This is a genomic window from Bisbaumannia salifodinae (assembly GCF_055388505.1).
In genome coordinates, this window is record NZ_AP043781.1 from 94,108 (window position 1) to 113,628 (window position 19,521).

Sequence of the window (19,521 nt, forward strand, 5' to 3'; positions counted from 1 at the left end):
AAGCGCTTCACAGAATGACGGTCCGCGGGGGCTCCGGCCCCCGCCCATGACAACTCCGCAACGGAGCCGACCCATGAAAGATTTGGTGAAAGTCCTCAAATCGCAGTCACAGTCCGACGAGTTCGACGCGATCAAGATCACGCTCGCGTCCCCGGACATGATCCGCTCCTGGTCCTACGGCGAGGTCAAGAAGCCGGAGACCATCAACTACCGTACCTTCAAGCCGGAACGGGATGGCCTGTTCTGCGCCAAGATCTTCGGCCCGGTGAAGGACTACGAGTGCCTGTGCGGCAAGTACAAGCGCATGAAGCACCGCGGCATCATCTGCGAGAAGTGCGGCGTCGAGGTCACCAAGGCCGCCGTGCGCCGCGAGCGCATGGGCCATATCGAGCTGGCCAGCCCGGTCGCGCATATCTGGTTCCTCAAGTCCCTGCCGTCGCGTATCGGCATGTTCCTGGACATGACCCTGCGCGATATCGAGCGGGTGCTCTACTTCGAGAGCTTCGTGGTCATCGACCCGGGCATGACCACCCTCGAGCGTGGCCAGCTGCTCAACGACGAGCAGTACTTCGAGGCCCTCGAGGAGTTCGGTGACGACTTCGACGCCCGCATGGGCGCCGAGGCGGTCCAGGCGCTGCTGGCCGATATCGATCTGGAAGAAGAGATCAATCGCCTGCGCGAGGAGATCCCGCAGACCAATTCCGAGACCAAGATCAAGAAGCTCTCCAAGCGCCTCAAGCTGCTGGAAGCCTTCTACAAGTCGGGCAATGCCCCGGCCTGGATGGTCATGGAAGTGCTGCCGGTGCTGCCGCCGGACCTGCGTCCGCTGGTGCCCCTGGACGGCGGCCGCTTCGCCACCTCCGATCTCAACGACCTCTACCGTCGGGTGATCAACCGTAACAACCGCCTCAAGCGGCTGCTCGACCTCAATGCGCCGGACATCATCGTGCGCAACGAGAAGCGCATGCTGCAGGAGTCGGTGGATGCGCTGCTCGACAACGGTCGCCGCGGTCGCGCCATCACCGGGTCCAACAAGCGCCCGCTGAAGTCCCTGGCCGATATGATCAAGGGCAAGCAGGGGCGCTTCCGTCAGAACCTGCTGGGCAAGCGCGTCGACTACTCCGGTCGTTCGGTGATCACCGTCGGCCCGACCCTGCGCCTGCACCAGTGCGGCCTGCCCAAGAAGATGGCCCTGGAGCTGTTCAAGCCGTTCATCTACTCCAAGCTGCAGTCCCAGGGCTACGCCTCGACCATCAAGGCCGCCAAGAAGATGGTCGAGCGCGAGCTGCCCGAGGTGTGGGATATCCTCGCCGACGTCATCCGCGAGCACCCGGTGCTGCTCAACCGCGCCCCGACCCTGCACCGCCTCGGCATCCAGGCCTTCGAGCCGCTGCTGATCGAGGGCAAGGCGATCCAGCTGCACCCGCTGGTGTGTGCCGCCTACAACGCCGACTTCGACGGTGACCAGATGGCGGTCCACGTGCCGCTGACCCTGGAAGCCCAGCTCGAGGCGCGGGCGCTGATGATGGCCACCAACAACGTGCTGTCGCCGGCCAACGGCGAGCCGATCATCGTGCCGTCCCAGGACGTGGTGCTGGGTCTCTATTACATGACCCGCGAGAAGATCAACGCCAAGGGTGAGGGCATGGCCTTCGCTAACCTGGCCGAGGTGGAGCGTGCCTTCGGTGCCGAGAAGGTGGCCCTGCACGCCAAGGTCAAGGTGCGCCTGACCGAGCACCTGCCCGAGGAAGAGGGCGGCGAGCTGGTCAAGAAGCAGTCGATCTTCGACACCACCGTGGGCCGGGCGCTGCTGTTCCGCATCCTGCCCAAGGGCGTGCCCTTCGAGCTGGTCGACCAGCCGATGAAGAAGAAGGCGATCTCCAAGCTGCTCAACGAGGTCTACCGTCGCGCCGGCCTCAAGGACGCGGTGATCTTCGCCGACCAGCTGATGTACACCGGCTTCCGCATGGCCACCTGGTCCGGCGCCTCCATCGGCGTCAACGACTTCGTTATCCCCGAGGCCAAGAAGGCCATCGTGGATGCCGCCGAGGAAGAAGTGAAGGAGATCGAGGACCAGTTCTCCTCGGGCCTCGTCACCGCCGGCGAGAAGTACAACAAGGTGATCGACATCTGGTCCAAGGCCAACGACAAGGTGGCCAAGGCGATGATGGCGGGCATCTCCAAGGAGACCGTGATCGACCGTGAGGGCAACGAGGTCGAGCAGGACTCCTTCAACAGCGTCTTTATCATGGCCGACTCCGGGGCCCGGGGTAGCGCCGCCCAGATCCGTCAGCTGGCGGGGATGCGTGGCCTGATGGCCAAGCCGGACGGCTCGATCATCGAGACGCCGATCGTCGCCAACTTCCGTGAGGGCCTGAACGTACTCCAGTACTTCATCTCCACCCACGGCGCCCGTAAGGGTCTGGCGGATACGGCCCTCAAAACCGCCAACTCCGGTTACCTGACCCGCCGCCTGGTCGACGTGGCCCAGGACCTGGTGATCACCGAGTCCGACTGTGGCACCGAGGAAGGCCTGACCCTGCACCCGATCATCGAGGGCGGCGATATCATCGTCTCCCTGGCGCAGCGGGTGCTGGGCCGGGTGGTCGCCCAGGACGTGGTCGATCCGGCCAGCGACGAGGTGCTGATTCCCCGCGGCACCCTGCTCGACGAGAAATGGTGCGAGCAGCTCGACACCATGGGCGTCGACGAGATCGTGGTGCGCGGCTCGATCACCTGCGAGACCTCCCACGGCGTCTGCTCGGCCTGTTACGGCCGCGACCTGGCGCGTGGCCATCAGGTCAATATCGGCGAGGCGGTGGGCGTCATCGCCGCCCAGTCGATCGGTGAGCCGGGCACCCAGCTGACCATGCGGACCTTCCACATCGGCGGTGCGGCCTCCCGGGCCTCCGCGGTGGACAGCGTCCAGGTCAAGCATGGCGGCAAGGTGCGCCTGCACAACATCAAGTCGGTGGAGCGCGGCGACGGCAAGCTGGTGGTGGTCTCCCGCTCCAGCGCCCTGGCGGTGGCCGACGAGCACGGTCGTGAGCGCGAGTACTACAAGCTGCCCTATGGTGCCGAGCTCTCCGTCAAGGATGGCGACGCCGTCGACGCCGGCCAGACCGTGGCCAAGTGGGATCCGCACACCCACCCCATCGTCGCCGAGGCCGAGGGTCAGGCCCAGTACATCGACATGGAAGAGGGCATCACCATCCACCGCACGGTGGACGAGATGACCGGCCTTTCCTCCATCGAGGTGATCGAGTCCGCGGCGCGCCCGCAGGCCGGCCGCGACAAGCGCCCGATGATCATGCTCACCGGCCCCGGCGGCGAGCACGTCTGCCTGGCCGGCTCCAACACCCCGGTGCAGTACCTGCTGCCCGGCAACGCCATCGTCAACACCGAGAACGGTGCCACCATCGGCGTCGGCGAAGTGGTGGCGCGGATTCCGGTGGAGGCGTCCGGTAACAAGGACATCACCGGGGGTCTGCCGCGGGTCGCCGACCTCTTCGAGGCGCGCAAGCCGAAGGAGCCGTCGATCCTCGCCGAGATCAGTGGCGTGGTGACCTTCGGCAAGGAGACCAAGGGTAAGCGTCGCCTGACCATCACCCCCGAGGGTGGCGGCGACCCCTTCGAGATGCTGATTCCCAAGTGGCGTCAGATCGCGGTCTTCGAAGGCGAGACCGTGGAGAAGGGCGAGGTGATTTCCGACGGTCCCAGCAACCCCCACGACATCCTGCGTCTGCTGGGCGTGGCGGAGCTGGCCAAGTACATCACCGCCGAGGTCCAGGAGGTTTACCGCCTGCAGGGCGTGGGCATCAACGACAAGCACATCGAAGTCATCGTGCGTCAGATGCTGCGCAAGGTGGAGATCACCGATGCCGGCGACTCCAGCTTTATCACCGGCGACCAGGTGGAACTGGTGCGGGTGCTGGAGGAGAACGCCCGCCTGGCCAAGGACGACAAGTTCCCGGCCAAGTACGAGCGTCTGCTGCTGGGTATCACCAAGGCCAGCCTGGCCACCGAGTCGTTCATCTCCGCGGCCTCCTTCCAGGAGACCACCCGGGTGCTGACCGAGGCGGCGGTGACCGGCAAGCGCGATTACCTGCGCGGCCTGAAAGAGAACGTGGTGGTGGGTCGACTGATCCCGGCCGGTACCGGCCTTACCCACCATGCGGAGCGCAAGCGTCGGCGTGAAGACGCCGATCGCATGCTCCACCCGTCGGCCTTCGACGTCGAGCAGGAGTTGGGCGCCCAGCTCACCGCCCTCGACGCCGACGACGACGAGATCTGAGGTCTCGAGGCCACCGCTTCCCTGTCGGGGGCGGTGGTCTTGACGGGCCTCGCCGGGAAACAGTAGAATTCGCAGCCTTTAATAGTGGGGTGGGTGCGCCCGTGCCACTATTGAAAGGCAAGGCAACCATTGGAGTCAGCTACAGACTATGGCAACGATCAATCAGCTCGTGCGCAAGCCGCGCAAGCGCCCTGTCGCCAAGAGCGACGTGCCGGCGCTTCAGGCCTGCCCGCAGAAGCGCGGCGTCTGCACCCGCGTCTACACCACCACCCCGAAGAAGCCGAACTCGGCCCTGCGTAAGGTCTGCCGTGTGCGCCTGACCAACGGCTACGAGGTCACTTCCTACATCGGCGGTGAAGGCCACAACCTTCAGGAGCACTCCGTGGTCCTGATCCGTGGCGGCCGTGTCAAGGATTTGCCGGGTGTGCGTTATCACACCGTGCGCGGCGCCCTGGACACTTCCGGCGTGCAGAACCGTAAGCAGGGCCGTTCCAAGTACGGCGCCAAGCGTCCCAAGGCCTAAGGCCGGACGCCGTTTTCACCCGAATTGCATTGGTCTGATAAGAGTAAGGTCGAGCGTCGCCCAGGGCGCCAGTCTCGGGTTTACCTGAAGGACCCCTTAACGAGGGCTTATCATGCCTAGAAGAAGAGTTGCCGCTAAGCGCGAAATCCTGCCGGATCCGAAGTTCGGAAGCGAGCGCCTGGCGAAGTTCATGAACCACCTGATGGTCAGCGGCAAGAAGTCCACAGCTGAGCGCATCGTCTACGGTGCGTTGGACACGGTTGCCGAGCGTAGTAAAGAAGAGCCGCTGGAGATCTTCGACAAGGCGCTGGAAACCATCCAGCCGATGGTCGAGGTCAAGTCGCGCCGCGTCGGCGGTGCGACCTATCAGGTGCCGGTGGAGGTTCGTCCTTCCCGTCGTCAGGCCCTGGCCATGCGTTGGCTGGTGGATGCGGCCCGTAACCGCGGTGAGAAGACCATGGTTCAGCGTCTGGCCGGTGAGATGCTGGATGCCGCCGAAGGTAAGGGGTCCGCGGTGAAGAAGCGTGAAGACGTACACCGCATGGCAGAAGCCAACAAGGCCTTCTCCCACTACCGTTTCTAAGGCGCGCTTCCACACACGAGGCATCCGCCCGGCGGGTGCCTCCAACCAACGGGGAATTTCACCGTGGCACGCAAGACACCACTCAAGCGTTACCGCAACATTGGTATCGTCGCCCACGTTGACGCCGGTAAGACCACCACCACCGAGCGTGTGCTGTTCTACACCGGCCTGTCGCACAAGGTTGGCGAGGTCCATGATGGCGCGGCCACCATGGACTGGATGGAGCAGGAGCAGGAGCGTGGGATCACCATCACCTCCGCCGCTACCACCTGCTTCTGGCAGGGCATGAACAAGCAGTTCGATGAGCACCGCATCAACATCATCGATACCCCGGGGCACGTCGACTTCACCATCGAGGTGGAGCGCTCCCTGCGGGTTCTCGACGGTGCCGTGGTGGTGCTGTGCGGCTCCTCCGGTGTGCAGCCGCAGACCGAGACCGTCTGGCGTCAGGCCAACAAGTACGAAGTGCCGCGCATGGTGTTCGTCAACAAGATGGACCGCGCCGGCGCCGACTTCTTCATGGTCGTCGATCAGCTCAAGGAGCGCCTGGGCGCCAACGCGGTGCCGATCCAGATCAACTGGGGCACCGAGGAAGAGTTCAAGGGCGTCATCGACCTGATCCAGATGAAGGCCATCCTGTGGGACGAGGAAAGCCTCGGCATGAGCTATGAGCTCGTCGACATTCCCGCCGAGCTGCAGGAAACCGCCGAGAAGTTCCGCGAAGAGATGGTCGAGGCCGCCGCCGAAGCCTCCGAAGAGCTGATGGACAAGTACCTCGAAGGTGGCGAGCTGACCATCGAGGAGATCAAGGCCGGCCTGCGCGCGCGCACCCTGGCCAATGAGATCGTCCTGGTCACCTGTGGTTCGGCCTTCAAGAACAAGGGCGTCCAGGCGGTGCTCGACGGCGTCATCGAGTACATGCCGTCGCCCACCGAGGTCAAGGCCATCGAGGGTGAGCTGGACGACAAGGATGGCACCATCGCCACCCGCGAGGCGGACGACAGTGCGCCCTTCGCGGCCCTGGCCTTCAAGATCGCCACCGATCCCTTCGTCGGCACCCTGACCTTTATCCGCGTCTATTCCGGGGTCCTGAACTCCGGCGACAGCGTGTTCAACTCGGTCAAGAGCAAGAAGGAGCGCGTCGGCCGTATCGTGCAGATGCACTCCAACTCGCGCGAGGAGATCAAGCAGGTCTACGCCGGCGACATCGCCGCCTGTATCGGCCTCAAGGACGTCACCACCGGTGACACCCTGTGCGACCTGAACGACAAGATCGTCCTCGAGCGCATGGAGTTCCCGGATCCGGTGATCTCGGTGGCCGTCGAGCCGAAGTCCAAGGCCGACCAGGAGAAGATGGGCGTGGCCCTGGGCAAGCTGGCCCAGGAAGATCCCTCCTTCCGCGTCAAGACCGACGAAGAGACCGGCCAGACCATCATCTCCGGCATGGGTGAGTTGCACCTGGACATCATCGTCGACCGCATGCGTCGCGAGTTCAAGGTGGAAGCCAACATCGGTAAGCCTCAGGTGGCCTACCGTGAAACCATCCGTGCCAGCGTCGAGCAGGAAGGCAAGTTCGTGCGCCAGTCCGGTGGTCGTGGTCAGTTCGGTCATGTCTGGCTGCGCATCGAGCCGCTCACCGAGGCGGACAAGGGCGACGACGAAGAGATGCACTTCAAGTTCGCCTCCGAGATCGTCGGTGGTGTGGTACCCAAGGAATACGTACCTGCCGTCGAGAAAGGGGCCTATGAGCAGCTGCAGAACGGTGTCATCGCGGGCTACCCGATGATTGACGTCAAGGTCACGCTGTTCGATGGTTCCTACCATGACGTGGACTCCAACGAGACCGCGTTCAAGGTCGCCTCCTCCATGGCGATCAAGGAAGGGGCCAAGAAGGCCAAGGCCGTGCTGCTAGAGCCGATGATGAAGGTCGAAGTCGTGACCCCCGAGGAATTCATGGGTGACGTCATGGGCGACCTGAACCGTCGTCGCGGTCTGGTGCAGGGCATGGATGACTCTTCCTCCGGTAAGGTCATCCGCGCAATGGTGCCGCTGGGCGAGATGTTCGGTTATGCGACCGACCTGCGTTCTCAAACCCAGGGCCGTGCAAGCTACTCCATGGAGTTTGCGAAGTACGACGAGGCGCCCTCCAGCGTCGTAGAAGCCGTCATCAACCAGAAAAGTTAACCGTTAGCTAACGAAAGAGGTTATAGCAGTGGCTAAGGAAAAGTTCGAACGTTCCAAACCGCACGTAAACGTCGGCACCATCGGTCACGTTGACCACGGCAAGACCACCCTGACCGCGGCCCTGACCCGTGTGTCCGCCGAGGTGTTCGGTGGCGACGCCCGTGCCTTCGATTCCATCGACAACGCTCCGGAAGAGCGTGAGCGCGGTATCACCATCTCTACCGCTCACGTTGAGTACCAGTCCGAGCAGCGTCACTACGCTCACGTCGACTGCCCGGGGCACGCCGACTACGTCAAGAACATGATCACCGGTGCCGCCCAGATGGACGGCGCTATCCTGGTCTGTTCCGCCGCCGACGGCCCCATGCCGCAGACTCGCGAGCACATCCTGCTGTCTCGCCAGGTCGGCGTGCCGTACATCGTCGTGTTCCTGAACAAGGCCGACATGGTCGACGACGAAGAGCTGCTCGAGCTGGTCGAGATGGAAGTTCGTGAACTCCTCAACGAGTACGACTTCCCGGGCGACGACACCCCGATCATCATCGGCTCCGCGCTGATGGCCCTGGAAGGCAAGGACGACAACGGCATGGGTACCACCGCCGTTGCCAACCTGATCAAGGCCCTGGACGACTACATCCCGGAGCCGGAGCGTGCCATCGACCAGCCGTTCCTGATGCCGATCGAGGACGTCTTCTCCATCTCCGGCCGCGGCACCGTGGTGACCGGTCGTATCGAGCGCGGCATCGTCAAGGCCGGCGAAGAGATCGAGATCGTCGGTATCAAGGACACCACCAAGACCACCGTCACCGGTGTCGAGATGTTCCGCAAGCTGCTCGACGAAGGTCGTGCCGGTGAGAACGTCGGCGCCCTGCTGCGCGGCACCAAGCGTGACGACGTCGAGCGTGGCCAGGTTCTGGCCAAGCCGGGCTCCATCACTCCGCACACCAAGTTCGAAGCGGAAGTGTATGTGCTGTCCAAGGACGAGGGTGGTCGTCACACTCCGTTCTTCAAGGGCTACCGTCCGCAGTTCTACTTCCGTACCACCGACGTGACCGGTACCTGTGAACTGCCGGAAGGCGTCGAGATGGTCATGCCGGGCGACAACGTCAAGATGGTTGTCACCCTGATCGCTCCGATCGCCATGGAAGACGGCCTGCGCTTCGCCATCCGCGAAGGCGGTCGTACCGTCGGCGCCGGCGTCGTGGCCAAGATCGTCGAGTAAGCTTGATCGCTCGATGATCGAAGGGGGCTCCTCCAGGAGCCCCCTTTCTGCGCATGCCGCTTCCAGTGTTTGACTCTGGTGGCGGCCATGCCTATAATGCGCATCCTTTGAATGCGTAGGTAGGCGGCAACTGCCGTCGACTTCCATTGGAGTTTAGGGCTAATGCAGAACCAGAAGATTCGCATTCGGTTGAAGGCGTTCGACCATCGCCTGATCGACCAGTCCACGGCGGAGATCGTTGAAACCGCCAAGCGTACTGGTGCTCAGGTGCGCGGTCCGATCCCGCTGCCGACCAACCGTGAGCGCTATACCGTGCTGATCTCACCGCACGTCAACAAGGACGCGCGTGACCAGTACGAGATCCGCACTCACAAGCGTGTGCTCGACATCGTCGAACCCACCGAAAAGACCGTCGACGCACTGATGAAGCTCGACCTCGCTGCCGGCGTGGACGTGCAGATCAAACTCGACTAAGACCTCACTAGTCACTCGCGGCCCAGCGCCTATCGATTTCGTTTAGGCAGCAGCCGCCACGCCGGGATGGCGTCACACAATGTGCTAGTGGAATGCTCTGGAAAGGGCAGCCATAGCGGGTGATAGCCCCGTACACTATTAGGAGACTGAACATGACTATCGGTTTGCTCGGTAAGAAGGCCGGTATGACCCGCGTCTTTACCGAAGATGGCGCTTCCGTGCCAGTAACCGTGATCGAGGTTGAGCCTAACCGCGTGACTCGCGTCAAGTCCGTCGATGCCGACGGCTACGCCGCGGTTCAGGTGACTACCGGCTCCCGCAAGGCCAAGCACCTCACCAAAGCCCAGGCGGGTCAATTCGCCAAGGCGGGTGTCGAGGCCGGCCGTACCCTGATGGAGTTCCGCCTCGCCGAAGGCGACGAGACTCCGGAAGTGGGCGGCGAACTCACCGTATCCCTCTTCGAAGCTGGTCAAAAGATCGACGTGACCGGCACCTCCAAGGGCAAGGGCTTCCAGGGCGCCGTCAAGCGCTGGAACTTCCGCACCCAGGACAACAGCCACGGCAACTCTCTTTCCCACCGTGCACCGGGTTCCATCGGCATGTGCCAGACCCCGGGTCGCGTCTTCAAGGGCAAGAAAATGGCCGGCCAGATGGGCAATGTGCGCTCTACCGTGCAGAGCCTGGAAGTCGTCCGTGTCGACGCCGAACGTAACCTGCTGCTGGTCAAGGGCGCCGTGCCCGGCGCCGCCGGTAGTGACGTCATCGTGCGCAGTGCCGTGAAAGCTGGCTGAAGGGGATAACACCGATGAATCTGAATCTTGCTGCCGGCGCCGGCACCGTCGAAGTGTCCGACGTCACCTTTGGCAAAGAATTCAACGAAGCGCTGGTACACCAGGTGGTCACCGCCTATCTGGCCGGTGGTCGTCAGGGCACCCGCGCCCAGAAGAACCGCTCCGACGTGCGTGGCGGCGGCAAGAAGCCGTGGCGTCAGAAGGGCACCGGTCGTGCCCGTGCCGGTACCATCCGTTCTCCGCTGTGGCGTAGTGGCGGCGTGACCTTCGCGGCGCGTCCCCAGGACTACACCCAGAAGGTCAACCGCAAGATGTACCGTGCGGCCATGCGTTCCATTCTCTCCGAGCTGGTTCGCCAGGAGCGCCTGGTGGCCGTCGAAGAGTTTGCCGTCGACGCGCCCAAGACCAAGCAGCTGGTTGCCAAGCTCGGCGAGCTGGGGCTGGAGAAGGTGCTGATCGTCACCGAAGAGGTCGACGAGAACCTGTACCTGGCCGCCCGCAACATCCCCAACGTGGATGTGGTGGACGTGGCTGCCGCCGACCCGGTGAGCCTGGTCGCCTTCGATAAGGTGCTGGCTACCGTTTCCGCCCTGCGCAAATTCGAGGAGAAGCTGGCATGAACCAGGAGCGTGTATTCAAGGTTCTGCTCGGTCCGCACATGACCGAGAAAGCCGCCTTCGCTGCCGAACGCAACCAGTACGTGTTCAAGGTGGCGGACGACGCGACCAAGCCGGAGATCAAGAAGGCCGTGCAGGCCCTGTTCGGCAAGAAGGTCGACCGTGTGCAGGTCCTGAACGTCAAGGGCAAGACCAAGCGCACCGCTCATGGCGTCGGCCAGCGTAAGGGTTACCGCAAGGCGTACGTGACCCTGGCCGCGGGCGAGACGCTCGAAGACTTCTCTGGCACCGAATAAGGGCAGGAGCACGGATCATGGCAGTAGTCAAGACTAAACCCACCTCCGCCGGTCGTCGTCACCTGATCAAGGTCGTCAACGACGAGCTGCACAAGGGTCGTGGTTATGCCCCGCTGCTCGAGAAGAAGTCTCGCAGCGGTGGTCGCAACAACAACGGTCGCATCACCACCCGCCACGTGGGCGGTGGTCACCGTCAGCACTATCGTCTGATCGACTTCAAGCGCACCAAGGATGGCGTTCCCGCCGTCGTCGAGCGCCTGGAGTACGATCCGAACCGCAGTGCCCATATCGCACTGCTCAAGTACCTGGACGGCGAGCGTCGCTACATCATCGCGCCCAAGGGCGTGAAGGCCGGCGATACCCTCGAGTCTGGGGTCAATGCGGCGATCAAGAAGGGCAACGCCCTGCCGCTGCGCAACATCCCGCTGGGCTCCACGGTGCACTGCATCGAGCTGAAGCCGGGCAAGGGTGCGCAGATCGCTCGCAGCGCCGGTACCAGCGCTCAGCTGGTGGCTCGTGAAGGCAACTACGCCACCCTGCGTCTGCGCTCCGGCGAGATGCGCAAGGTGCTGGCCGAGTGCCGTGCCACCCTGGGCGAGGTGAGCAACTCCGAGCACAGCCTGCGCCAACTGGGCAAGGCCGGTGCCAAGCGCTGGCGTGGCGTGCGTCCGACGGTTCGCGGTGTCGCCATGAACCCGGTGGATCACCCGCACGGTGGTGGTGAAGGCCGCACCAGCGGTGGTCGTCACCCGGTCACTCCCTGGGGTGTGCCCACCAAGGGTCATAAGACTCGCAAGAACAAGCGCACCGACGCACTGATCGTTCGTCGCCGCAAGGCCAAGTAACAGACATTAAGGGGTAACGGCTGTGCCACGTTCACTGAAGAAAGGTCCTTTTATTGACCTTCATCTGCTGAAGAAGGTTGAGGCTGCAGTGGAGAAGAACGACCGCAAACCGATCAAGACCTGGTCGCGTCGTTCCATGATCCTGCCAAACATGGTTGGGCTCACCATTGCCGTCCATAACGGACGCCAACACGTCCCGGTTCACATCTCCGAGGAAATGGTTGGCCACAAGCTGGGCGAATTCGCTGCAAGCCGCACTTATCGCGGTCATGCGGCGGACAAGAAAGCCAAACGGTAAGCCAGAGAGGATTGAGAGATGGAAGTCACTGCTAAGCTGCGTGGCGCTCGTTTATCCGCCCAGAAGGCCCGTTTGGTGGCTGACCAGGTGCGCGGTAAGCCTGTCGCCGAAGCACTCGACCTGCTGACCTTCTCACCGAAGAAGGCCGCCAAGCTGGTCAAAAAGGTGCTGCAGTCCGCCATCGCGAATGCGGAAGAAAATAACGGCATGGACATCGACGAGCTGCGTGTCTCGACCATCTGTGTCGATGAGGGCATGACGCTCAAGCGTATCAAGCCGCGGGCCAAGGGCCGTGCGGACCGTATCTTGAAGCGCACTTGCCACATCACCGTCAAGGTAGCCGAGAAGTAGGAGTCGACCAGATGGGTCAGAAAGTCAATCCAACAGGTATTCGGCTGGGTATCGTCAAAGACCATACCTCTGTCTGGTACGCCGAGCGCGGTGCCTACGCCGATAAACTGAATAACGATCTCGAAGTGCGCAGCTTCCTGGAGGCGCGTCTCAAGAACGCCTCCGTGAGCCGCATCACCATCGAGCGTCCCGCGAACAACGCCCGCATCACCATTCACACCGCCCGTCCGGGCATCGTGATTGGCAAGAAGGGCGAGGACGTCGATCGTCTGCGCCGCGAGGTCACCGCGATGATGGGCGTGCCCGTGCACGTCAACATCGAGGAAGTTCGCAAGCCGGAACTGGACGCCATGCTGGTGGCCCAGAACATCGCCGGCCAGCTGGAGCGTCGCGTGATGTTCCGTCGCGCCATGAAGCGCGCCGTGCAGAACGCCATGCGCCTCGGCGCCGGTGGTATCAAGGTGCAGCTGTCCGGTCGCCTGGGTGGCGCCGAGATCGCTCGTACCGAGTGGTACCGCGAGGGTCGGGTTCCGCTGCATACCCTGCGTGCGGACATCGACTACGCCACCTTCGAGGCTCAGACCACCTACGGCATCATCGGTGTCAAGGTGTGGGTCTTCAAGGGTGAAATCCTCGGGGGCATCGAAGAGGTTCGCGCCAAGGCCAAACAGCCGCAGGCCGCGCCCTCCAAGAAGAAAGGTTCCAGGTAAGGGGAGAGCGAGTCGATGTTACAACCTAAGCGCATGAAATTCCGCAAGATGATGAAGGGCCGCAACCGTGGCCTGGCACATCGCGGTAGCAAGGTCAGCTTCGGCGAATATGGCCTCAAGGCCACCGGCCGTGGTCGTGTGACCGCGCGTCAGATCGAAGCCGGTCGTCGTGCCATCACTCGTCACGTCAAGCGTGGTGGCAAGATCTGGATCCGTGTGTTCCCGGACAAGCCGATCTCCAAGAAGCCCCTCGAAGTCCGTATGGGTAAGGGTAAGGGCTCCGTGGAGTACTGGGTCGCCCAGATCCAGCCGGGTCGGATCCTGTACGAGATTGAAGGTGTTTCTGAAGAGCTGGCTCGTGAGGCCTTCCGCCTGGCCGCTCAGAAGTTCCCGGTCTCCACCACCTTTGTGAAACGGACGGTGATGTGATGAACGCCCAGGAAATTCGTGAAAAGTCAGTCGAAGAGCTGAAAGCACAGCTTCTCGAACTCCTCCGCGAGCAGTTCAACCTGCGCATGCAGAAGGCCACCGGCCAACTGAGCCAGACTCATCTGCTCAAGCAGGTCCGTCGGGATATCGCCCGCGTGAAGACTGTGCTCAACGAGAAGGCAGGTGACTGAGATGGCCGAAGAAAAGAAAGCCCGTACGCTCACCGGTAAGGTGGTGAGCGACAAGATGGATAAGTCCATCGTCGTCATGATCGAGCGCCGCGAGCGTCATCCGATCTATGGCAAGTACATGAAGCGCTCCACCAAACTGCACGCCCATGATGAGGCGAACCAGGCCAAGGCTGGGGATACGGTTTCCATTCAGGAATGCCGTCCGCTGTCCAAGAAGAAGGCCTGGACGCTGGTTGAAGTGGTCGAGCAGGCCAAGGGCTGAGGCTCGGCAAGCGACTTCGTAACCAGTGCAGTCAGATTAGGTTTGGAGAAAACCGATGATTCAGACTCAGACAATGCTGGATGTCGCCGACAACAGCGGGGCGCGCCGGGTGCAGTGCATCAAGGTGCTGGGTGGCTCACATCGCCGCTATGCCCGTGTCGGTGACATCATCAAAGTCACGGTGAAAGAAGCCATCCCGCGTGGCAAGGTCAAGAAGGGCCAGGTGCTGAAGGCGGTGGTGGTTCGCACCCGTAGTGGTGTACGCCGTTCCGACGGCTCGCTGATCCGCTTCGACGGCAATGCGGCGGTTCTGTTGAACAACACCAACGAGCAGCCGATTGGTACTCGTATCTTCGGGCCGGTGACTCGTGAGCTTCGTACCGAGAAGTTCATGAAGATCATTTCCCTGGCGCCCGAAGTGCTGTAAGGAGCGAGGCGGACATGCAAAAGATCAAACGTGACGATGAAGTGATCGTCATCGCTGGCAAGGACAAGGGCAAGCGCGGCACCGTCAAGCGGGTTCTCGAAAACCGCTTCGTGGTGTCCGGTGTGAACATGATCAAGCGTCACACCAAGCCGAATCCCATGGCTGGCAATCAGGGCGGTATCGTCGAGCGCGAGGCGCCGATTCACGCGTCCAACGTAGCCATCTTCAACCAGGAGACCGGTAAGGCAGATCGCGTCGGCTTCCAGGTTAAGGAAGACGGTTCCAAGGTACGTATCTACAAGTCGACGCAGACGCAGATCGACGCCTAACGCGAGTCGGGTAGCAAAATGGCGAACTTGAAAGAACGTTATCAGAACGAGGTGGTGGCTCAACTCAAAGAGCAGTTCAGCTACGCCAACGTGATGCAGGTGCCCCGAGTCACCAAGGTGACCCTGAACATGGGCATCGGCGATGCGACCAGCGACAAAAAGCTGATCGAAAACGCCATCGGCGACCTGGAGAAGCTCTCCGGTCAGAAGCCGGTGATTACTAAGGCGCGCAAGTCCATCGCGGGCTTCAAGGTGCGTGAAGGCTGGCCGATCGGGATCAAGGTCACTCTGCGTAGTGAGCGCATGTGGGACTTCCTGGATCGCCTGGTGAACATCGCGATCCCCCGCGTTCGTGACTTCCGTGGTCTCAACCCGAAGTCCTTCGACGGTCGTGGCAACTACTCCATGGGGGTGCGTGAGCAGATCATCTTCCCGGAGATCGAGTATGATAAAATCGATCAGGTCCGTGGCCTGGATGTGACCATCACCACCACTGCCAACACCGATGAAGAAGGCCGTGCGCTGCTCAGCGCGCTGAACTTCCCGTTCAAGAAATAAGGGTGGGATCATGGCAAAGAAAAGCATGATTGAGCGCGAACTCAAGCGTACCAAGCTCGTTGCTAAGTACGCCGAGAAGCGCATGGCTCTCAAGGCCATCATTAATGACGTCAACGCTTCTGATGAAGAGCGCTTCGACGCCACGCTGAAGTTGCAGCAGCTGCCGCGTGACTCCAGCCCGGTGCGTCAGCGTAACCGCTGCCGCGTCACCGGCCGTCCGCACGGCTACTACAACAAGTTCGGCCTCGGCCGTAACAAGCTGCGTGAAGCCGCCATGCGTGGCGATGTCCCTGGACTCAAGAAGTCCAGCTGGTAAGCCACGTAGAAACATCAGGAGCGCAACGTAATGAGCATGCAAGATACGCTGGCGGATATGTTCACCCGTATCCGCAATGCGCAGATGGCCACCAAGGAGACGGTCACCATGCCGTCTTCCAAGCTCAAGGTCGAGCTGGCCCGCGTATTGAAGGAAGAGGGTTATGTCTCTGACTTCGCCGTCGCCGAAGGCGCCAAGCCCGAGCTGAGCATCACCCTCAAGTACTTCGAGGGCAAGCCGGTCATCGAGCACATTCAGCGGGTGTCCAAGCCGTCCCTGCGCCAGTACAAGGGCAAGGACGCGCTGCCGAAGGTCGCCGACGGCCTGGGCGTGGCGATCGTTTCCACCTCCAAGGGCGTGATGACCGACCGTGCCGCGCGTCAGGCCGGTATCGGTGGCGAAGTCCTCTGCACCGTATTCTAGGAGTTTGGAATGTCACGCGTAGCCAAATATCCGGTTAAATTGCCCGCTGGCGTCGAGTTCAAGCTCGACGGTGACCAGCTGAGCGTCAAGGGTGGCCAGGGCACCCTCTCCATGACCGTGCACCCCGATGTGGTGATCGGTCAGGAAGAGGGCCAGGTGACCTTCGCGCCGAGCGAGTCCGCCAAGAGCTGGGCAATGGTCGGTACTACCCGCGCACTGGTCCAGAACCTGGTCACCGGTGTGTCCGAGGGCTTCACCAAGTCCCTCGAGATCAATGGCGTCGGTTACCGGGCTCAAGCCAAGGGCCAGACGCTTAACCTGACACTGGGCTTCTCTCACCCGGTCGATTACGAACTGCCTGAAGGTGTTACGGCGGAAACGCCCAAGAACACCACCATCGTGCTGAAGAGCGCGGACAAGCAGAAACTCGGCCAGGTTGCCGCGGAAATCCGCGCCTTCCGTCCGCCCGAGCCCTATAAGGGCAAGGGTATCCGGTACGGCGACGAGCAGGTCCGCCGCAAAGAAGCCAAGAAGAAGTAAGGCAGGGTTATGAACGCGAAGAAAGAATCTCGTCTCCGTCGTGCCCGCCGCGCTCGCGCCAAGATTCGCGAGCTGGGCGTGTATCGCCTGTGCGTCAACCGTACTCCGCGCCACATCTACGCGCAGATCATCTCGCCGGATGGTGGTAAGGTGCTGGCCAGCGCTTCCACGCTGGACAAGGCCCTGCGTGAGGGTGCGACCGGTAATGCCGACGCCGCCGCCAAGGTCGGCGCGCTGATTGCCGAACGCGCGAAGGAAGCAGGCATCACCCAGGTGGCCTTCGATCGTGCTGGCTTCCAGTATCACGGTCGCGTCAAGGCTCTGGCCGACGCCGCTCGTGAAGGCGGCCTGGATTTCTAAAGGGTTTTTACGATGGCGAAGAACGAACAGCAAAACGGCGATCTGCAGGAAAAGCTCGTGCAGGTCAACCGTGTCGCCAAGGTGGTCAAGGGTGGCCGTATCTTCGGTTTCACCGCTCTGACCGTCGTGGGCGATGGCAATGGTCGTGTGGGCTTCGGTCGTGGCAAGGCGCGTGAAGTGCCGGTCGCGATCCAGAAGGCCATGGACCAGGCGCGCCGCAACATGGTCAAGGTGACCCTGGCGGGTCATACCCTGCAGTACCCGGTCAAGGCCCGGCATGGCGCTTCCAAGGTGTTCATGCAGCCGGCCTCCGAGGGTACCGGGATCATCGCCGGTGGTGCCATGCGCTCCGTGCTCGAATTGGCCGGCGTCCAGGACGTCCTGGCCAAGTGCTACGGCTCCACCAACCCGGTGAACGTGGTGCGTGCGACCGTCAAGGGTCTCACCTCCATGCAGTCGCCGGAAGACATCGCCGCCAAGCGCGGTCTGTCTGTCGAAGCGATCACGGGGTAAGACACCATGGCAGCGACACTCAAGGTTACCCAGGTCCGCAGCACCATCGGCATCCTGCCCAAGCACAAGGCCACCATGAAAGGCCTCGGGCTGCGCCGCATTGGTCACTCGGTCGAACTGGAAGACACCCCTGCCGTTCGCGGCATGATCCACAAGGTTAACTACCTTGTGCGTGTTGAGGGAGAGTAATCCATGAAACTCAATAGCCTGAGCCCGGCTCCGGGCTCCAAGCACGCCGAAAAGCGTGTTGGTCGTGGCATCGGCTCCGGTCTGGGCAAGACCGGCGGCCGCGGCCACAAGGGCCAGAAGTCTCGCAGCGGTGGCAGCGTCAAGCCCGGCTTCGAGGGTGGTCAGATGCCGCTGCAGCGGCGTCTGCCGAAGTTCGGCTTCACCTCCATGAAGTCCCTGGTCTCCGAAGAGGTGCGCCTCTTCGAACTGGCCAAGGTCGCGGGCGACGAAGTCACCCTGGAGACCCTGAAGCAGGCCAACGTGCTCAAGGACGCCACGCAATTCGCGAAGGTGATCCTCTCCGGCGAACTGAACAAGGCGGTCACCGTTCGCGGCCTCAAGGTCACCAAGGGTGCCCGTGCCGCGATCGAAGCCGCCGGTGGCAAGGTAGAGGACTAAATGGCTAAGTCAGGAAACATGCCGGCGATGGGCAGCGGTCTGAGTGAACTGTGGGCGCGTCTGCGCTTCGTGCTCCTCGCCATCGTGGTGTACCGAATCGGTGCCCACATCCCCGTGCCCGGTATCAATCCTGACCAGCTTGCTGCCTTGTTCAGGGAGCAGCAGGGCACCATCCTGGGCATGTTCAACATGTTCTCGGGTGGTGCCCTGGAGCGCATGAGCATCTTCGCCCTGGGCATCATGCCCTATATCTCGGCGTCGATTATCATGCAGCTGCTGACCGCGGTCTCGCCCCATCTTGAGCAGCTCAAGAAGGAGGGCGAGGCCGGCCGTCGCAAGATCAGCCAGTACACCCGCTACGGCACCGTGGTGCTGGCCTTCGTTCAGGCCGTCGGCATGTCCGTCGGGCTGGCGGGGCAGGGCATCGCCTACACTGCTGACTTCAGCTTCTATTTCACCGCCGTGACCACCTTCGTGGCCGGGGCGGTGTTCATGATGTGGTTGGGTGAGCAGATTACCGAGAAGGGCATCGGCAATGGCATCTCGTTGCTGATCTTCTCCGGTATCGTCGCGGGCCTGCCCGGCGCCGTGGGGCAGGCCTTCGAGCTGGCCCGCAACGAAGGCGCCTGGAACGTGCTGCCGCTGCTGGCCCTGACGGTGCTGGGGGTGGCCACCGTGGCCTTCGTGGTGTTCATCGAGCGCGGTCAGCGTCGCATCACCGTGAACTATCCGCGGCGCCAGGTCGGCAACAAGATGTACGCCGGCCAGAGTAGCTACCTCCCCCTGAAGGTGAACATGGCCGGCGTTATCCCGGCGATCTTCGCCTCCAGCATCCTGCTGTTCCCGGCCTCGCTGGGGCAGTGGGTCAGCGCCGGGGAAGGGCTCGAGTGGCTGCAGGCGGCTTCCCTGGCCCTGGGGCCGGGTCAGCCGCTGTACATCTTGCTTTTCGCCGCGGCGGTGGTATTCTTCTGCTTCTTTTACACAGCGCTGGTCTTCAACCCCAAGGACGTTGCCGACAACCTCAAGAAGTCGGGAGCCTTCCTGCCGGGGATTCGGCCCGGCGAGCAGACCGCTCGCTATATCGATAAGGTCATGACCCGTCTGACCTTCTTCGGTGCCATCTACATCACTGCGGTTTCCCTGATGCCCCAGTTCCTGATCGTGGCGTGGAACGTGCCGTTCTTCTTCGGCGGTACCTCGCTGTTGATCGTGGTGGTGGTCATCATGGACTTCATGGCTCAGGTGCAGTCGCACCTCATGTCGCACCAGTACGAGTCGGTGATGAAGAAGTCCAACCTGAAAGGCTACGGTAGCGGCGGCATCATGCGCTAAGGCGCGCCGTACGTGAATTGGAGAGA

Annotated in this window: 27 protein-coding genes; all 27 read left to right on the forward strand. The window is 62.3% G+C overall.

All coding sequences use genetic code 11. From position 1 onward, the window contains the following. Positions 1-73 precede the first annotated feature (73 nt). The 27 genes from rpoC to secY all read left to right on the forward strand — a co-directional run bounded on the left by rpoC (position 74) and on the right by secY (position 19,495). A complete protein-coding gene (gene rpoC / locus ACZ5EF_RS00415; protein ID WP_346062919.1) occupies positions 74-4,294 on the forward strand; it encodes a DNA-directed RNA polymerase subunit beta' in 4,221 nt (1,406 codons plus the stop codon). Positions 4,295-4,442: 148 nt separating this feature from the next. Next, positions 4,443-4,817 (forward strand): 30S ribosomal protein S12, encoded by a 375-nt coding sequence (gene rpsL, locus ACZ5EF_RS00420; protein ID WP_146803738.1) that lies wholly within the window; start codon positions 4,443-4,445, stop codon positions 4,815-4,817. Positions 4,818-4,929: 112 nt separating this feature from the next. Then, a complete protein-coding gene (rpsG, locus tag ACZ5EF_RS00425; RefSeq protein ID WP_195861405.1) occupies positions 4,930-5,400 on the forward strand; it encodes a 30S ribosomal protein S7 in 471 nt (156 codons plus the stop codon). Between the two features lie 63 nt (positions 5,401-5,463). Continuing rightward, the gene (gene fusA / locus ACZ5EF_RS00430; protein WP_346062920.1) at positions 5,464-7,584 is read left to right on the forward strand and encodes an elongation factor G; all 2,121 of its coding nucleotides are present in this window, start codon (positions 5,464-5,466) and stop codon (positions 7,582-7,584) included. Positions 7,585-7,612: 28 nt separating this feature from the next. Next, the gene (gene tuf, locus ACZ5EF_RS00435) at positions 7,613-8,806 is read left to right on the forward strand and encodes an elongation factor Tu (RefSeq protein ID WP_346062921.1); all 1,194 of its coding nucleotides are present in this window, start codon (positions 7,613-7,615) and stop codon (positions 8,804-8,806) included. Between the two features lie 162 nt (positions 8,807-8,968). Then, on the forward strand, positions 8,969-9,280 hold the full coding sequence (rpsJ, locus tag ACZ5EF_RS00440) for a 30S ribosomal protein S10 (RefSeq protein WP_134846622.1): 312 nt from the start codon (positions 8,969-8,971) through the stop codon (positions 9,278-9,280). 152 nt (positions 9,281-9,432) lie between these two features. Beyond that, positions 9,433-10,071, forward strand: a complete 639-nt coding sequence (gene rplC / locus ACZ5EF_RS00445; RefSeq protein ID WP_346062922.1) for a 50S ribosomal protein L3 — start codon at positions 9,433-9,435, stop codon at positions 10,069-10,071. 14 nt (positions 10,072-10,085) lie between these two features. Beyond that, positions 10,086-10,691 carry a 50S ribosomal protein L4 gene (gene rplD, locus ACZ5EF_RS00450; RefSeq protein ID WP_146803733.1) on the forward strand — a complete coding sequence of 202 codons (606 nt, stop codon included), beginning with the start codon at positions 10,086-10,088 and terminating at the stop codon, positions 10,689-10,691. Beyond that, a complete protein-coding gene (gene rplW / locus ACZ5EF_RS00455; RefSeq protein WP_146803732.1) occupies positions 10,688-10,984 on the forward strand; it encodes a 50S ribosomal protein L23 in 297 nt (98 codons plus the stop codon). Before rplD ends, rplW begins: the two co-directional genes overlap by 4 nt. A 17-nt stretch (positions 10,985-11,001) precedes the next feature. Then, complete coding sequence (gene rplB / locus ACZ5EF_RS00460; RefSeq protein ID WP_146803731.1) at positions 11,002-11,829, forward strand: 50S ribosomal protein L2; 828 nt, start codon at positions 11,002-11,004, stop codon at positions 11,827-11,829. Between the two features lie 22 nt (positions 11,830-11,851). Continuing rightward, positions 11,852-12,127, forward strand: coding sequence for a 30S ribosomal protein S19 (rpsS, locus tag ACZ5EF_RS00465; protein WP_346062923.1), 276 nt, complete (start codon positions 11,852-11,854; stop codon positions 12,125-12,127). An 18-nt stretch (positions 12,128-12,145) separates the two neighbouring features. Continuing rightward, a complete protein-coding gene (gene rplV / locus ACZ5EF_RS00470) occupies positions 12,146-12,478 on the forward strand; it encodes a 50S ribosomal protein L22 (protein WP_010626471.1) in 333 nt (110 codons plus the stop codon). Between the two features lie 11 nt (positions 12,479-12,489). Beyond that, complete coding sequence (rpsC, locus tag ACZ5EF_RS00475; RefSeq protein WP_346062924.1) at positions 12,490-13,188, forward strand: 30S ribosomal protein S3; 699 nt, start codon at positions 12,490-12,492, stop codon at positions 13,186-13,188. A 15-nt stretch (positions 13,189-13,203) separates the two neighbouring features. Further along, on the forward strand, positions 13,204-13,617 hold the full coding sequence (gene rplP, locus ACZ5EF_RS00480) for a 50S ribosomal protein L16 (protein WP_346062925.1): 414 nt from the start codon (positions 13,204-13,206) through the stop codon (positions 13,615-13,617). Next, a complete protein-coding gene (gene rpmC, locus ACZ5EF_RS00485) occupies positions 13,617-13,808 on the forward strand; it encodes a 50S ribosomal protein L29 (protein WP_346062926.1) in 192 nt (63 codons plus the stop codon). The genes rplP and rpmC overlap by 1 nt, the downstream gene beginning before the upstream one ends. A 1-nt stretch (position 13,809) precedes the next feature. Further along, positions 13,810-14,070, forward strand: a complete 261-nt coding sequence (gene rpsQ / locus ACZ5EF_RS00490; protein WP_195861455.1) for a 30S ribosomal protein S17 — start codon at positions 13,810-13,812, stop codon at positions 14,068-14,070. Positions 14,071-14,125: 55 nt separating this feature from the next. Then, positions 14,126-14,497, forward strand: coding sequence for a 50S ribosomal protein L14 (gene rplN / locus ACZ5EF_RS00495; RefSeq protein ID WP_010626476.1), 372 nt, complete (start codon positions 14,126-14,128; stop codon positions 14,495-14,497). Between the two features lie 14 nt (positions 14,498-14,511). Beyond that, on the forward strand, positions 14,512-14,826 hold the full coding sequence (rplX, locus tag ACZ5EF_RS00500) for a 50S ribosomal protein L24 (RefSeq protein ID WP_146803725.1): 315 nt from the start codon (positions 14,512-14,514) through the stop codon (positions 14,824-14,826). 18 nt (positions 14,827-14,844) lie between these two features. Next, entirely contained in the window at positions 14,845-15,384 is a 540-nt protein-coding gene (gene rplE / locus ACZ5EF_RS00505) for a 50S ribosomal protein L5 (protein WP_195861413.1), read from the forward strand. A gap of 10 nt (positions 15,385-15,394) precedes the next feature. Beyond that, positions 15,395-15,700: a 30S ribosomal protein S14 gene (rpsN, locus tag ACZ5EF_RS00510; protein ID WP_346062927.1), complete on the forward strand. Its 306-nt coding sequence runs from the start codon at positions 15,395-15,397 to the stop codon at positions 15,698-15,700. Positions 15,701-15,730: 30 nt separating this feature from the next. Further along, positions 15,731-16,123, forward strand: a complete 393-nt coding sequence (gene rpsH, locus ACZ5EF_RS00515) for a 30S ribosomal protein S8 (RefSeq protein WP_346062928.1) — start codon at positions 15,731-15,733, stop codon at positions 16,121-16,123. A gap of 9 nt (positions 16,124-16,132) precedes the next feature. Then, positions 16,133-16,663 (forward strand): 50S ribosomal protein L6, encoded by a 531-nt coding sequence (gene rplF / locus ACZ5EF_RS00520; RefSeq protein ID WP_346062929.1) that lies wholly within the window; start codon positions 16,133-16,135, stop codon positions 16,661-16,663. A 9-nt stretch (positions 16,664-16,672) separates the two neighbouring features. Then, positions 16,673-17,023 carry a 50S ribosomal protein L18 gene (gene rplR, locus ACZ5EF_RS00525; protein WP_346062930.1) on the forward strand — a complete coding sequence of 117 codons (351 nt, stop codon included), beginning with the start codon at positions 16,673-16,675 and terminating at the stop codon, positions 17,021-17,023. A gap of 12 nt (positions 17,024-17,035) precedes the next feature. After that, on the forward strand, positions 17,036-17,536 hold the full coding sequence (rpsE, locus tag ACZ5EF_RS00530) for a 30S ribosomal protein S5 (protein ID WP_346062931.1): 501 nt from the start codon (positions 17,036-17,038) through the stop codon (positions 17,534-17,536). 6 nt (positions 17,537-17,542) lie between these two features. Then, complete coding sequence (gene rpmD / locus ACZ5EF_RS00535) at positions 17,543-17,725, forward strand: 50S ribosomal protein L30 (RefSeq protein WP_146803718.1); 183 nt, start codon at positions 17,543-17,545, stop codon at positions 17,723-17,725. 3 nt (positions 17,726-17,728) lie between these two features. Continuing rightward, entirely contained in the window at positions 17,729-18,163 is a 435-nt protein-coding gene (rplO, locus tag ACZ5EF_RS00540; protein WP_195861417.1) for a 50S ribosomal protein L15, read from the forward strand. Continuing rightward, positions 18,164-19,495, forward strand: coding sequence for a preprotein translocase subunit SecY (gene secY / locus ACZ5EF_RS00545; RefSeq protein WP_346062932.1), 1,332 nt, complete (start codon positions 18,164-18,166; stop codon positions 19,493-19,495). Positions 19,496-19,521 lie beyond the last annotated feature (26 nt).

Coding starts and splice junctions, on each gene's coding strand:
- rpoC (WP_346062919.1), top strand. CDS start 74: ATGAAAGATTTGGTGAAAGTCCTCAAATCGCAGTCACAGTCCGACGAG.
- rpsL (WP_146803738.1), top strand. CDS start 4,443: ATGGCAACGATCAATCAGCTCGTGCGCAAGCCGCGCAAGCGCCCTGTC.
- rpsG (WP_195861405.1), top strand. CDS start 4,930: ATGCCTAGAAGAAGAGTTGCCGCTAAGCGCGAAATCCTGCCGGATCCG.
- rpsJ (WP_134846622.1), top strand. CDS start 8,969: ATGCAGAACCAGAAGATTCGCATTCGGTTGAAGGCGTTCGACCATCGC.
- rplC (WP_346062922.1), top strand. CDS start 9,433: ATGACTATCGGTTTGCTCGGTAAGAAGGCCGGTATGACCCGCGTCTTT.
- rplD (WP_146803733.1), top strand. CDS start 10,086: ATGAATCTGAATCTTGCTGCCGGCGCCGGCACCGTCGAAGTGTCCGAC.
- rplW (WP_146803732.1), top strand. CDS start 10,688: ATGAACCAGGAGCGTGTATTCAAGGTTCTGCTCGGTCCGCACATGACC.
- rplB (WP_146803731.1), top strand. CDS start 11,002: ATGGCAGTAGTCAAGACTAAACCCACCTCCGCCGGTCGTCGTCACCTG.
- rplV (WP_010626471.1), top strand. CDS start 12,146: ATGGAAGTCACTGCTAAGCTGCGTGGCGCTCGTTTATCCGCCCAGAAG.
- rpsC (WP_346062924.1), top strand. CDS start 12,490: ATGGGTCAGAAAGTCAATCCAACAGGTATTCGGCTGGGTATCGTCAAA.
- rplP (WP_346062925.1), top strand. CDS start 13,204: ATGTTACAACCTAAGCGCATGAAATTCCGCAAGATGATGAAGGGCCGC.
- rpmC (WP_346062926.1), top strand. CDS start 13,617: ATGAACGCCCAGGAAATTCGTGAAAAGTCAGTCGAAGAGCTGAAAGCA.
- rpsQ (WP_195861455.1), top strand. CDS start 13,810: ATGGCCGAAGAAAAGAAAGCCCGTACGCTCACCGGTAAGGTGGTGAGC.
- rplN (WP_010626476.1), top strand. CDS start 14,126: ATGATTCAGACTCAGACAATGCTGGATGTCGCCGACAACAGCGGGGCG.
- rplX (WP_146803725.1), top strand. CDS start 14,512: ATGCAAAAGATCAAACGTGACGATGAAGTGATCGTCATCGCTGGCAAG.
- rplE (WP_195861413.1), top strand. CDS start 14,845: ATGGCGAACTTGAAAGAACGTTATCAGAACGAGGTGGTGGCTCAACTC.
- rpsN (WP_346062927.1), top strand. CDS start 15,395: ATGGCAAAGAAAAGCATGATTGAGCGCGAACTCAAGCGTACCAAGCTC.
- rpsH (WP_346062928.1), top strand. CDS start 15,731: ATGAGCATGCAAGATACGCTGGCGGATATGTTCACCCGTATCCGCAAT.
- rplF (WP_346062929.1), top strand. CDS start 16,133: ATGTCACGCGTAGCCAAATATCCGGTTAAATTGCCCGCTGGCGTCGAG.
- rplR (WP_346062930.1), top strand. CDS start 16,673: ATGAACGCGAAGAAAGAATCTCGTCTCCGTCGTGCCCGCCGCGCTCGC.
- rpsE (WP_346062931.1), top strand. CDS start 17,036: ATGGCGAAGAACGAACAGCAAAACGGCGATCTGCAGGAAAAGCTCGTG.
- rpmD (WP_146803718.1), top strand. CDS start 17,543: ATGGCAGCGACACTCAAGGTTACCCAGGTCCGCAGCACCATCGGCATC.
- rplO (WP_195861417.1), top strand. CDS start 17,729: ATGAAACTCAATAGCCTGAGCCCGGCTCCGGGCTCCAAGCACGCCGAA.
- secY (WP_346062932.1), top strand. CDS start 18,164: ATGGCTAAGTCAGGAAACATGCCGGCGATGGGCAGCGGTCTGAGTGAA.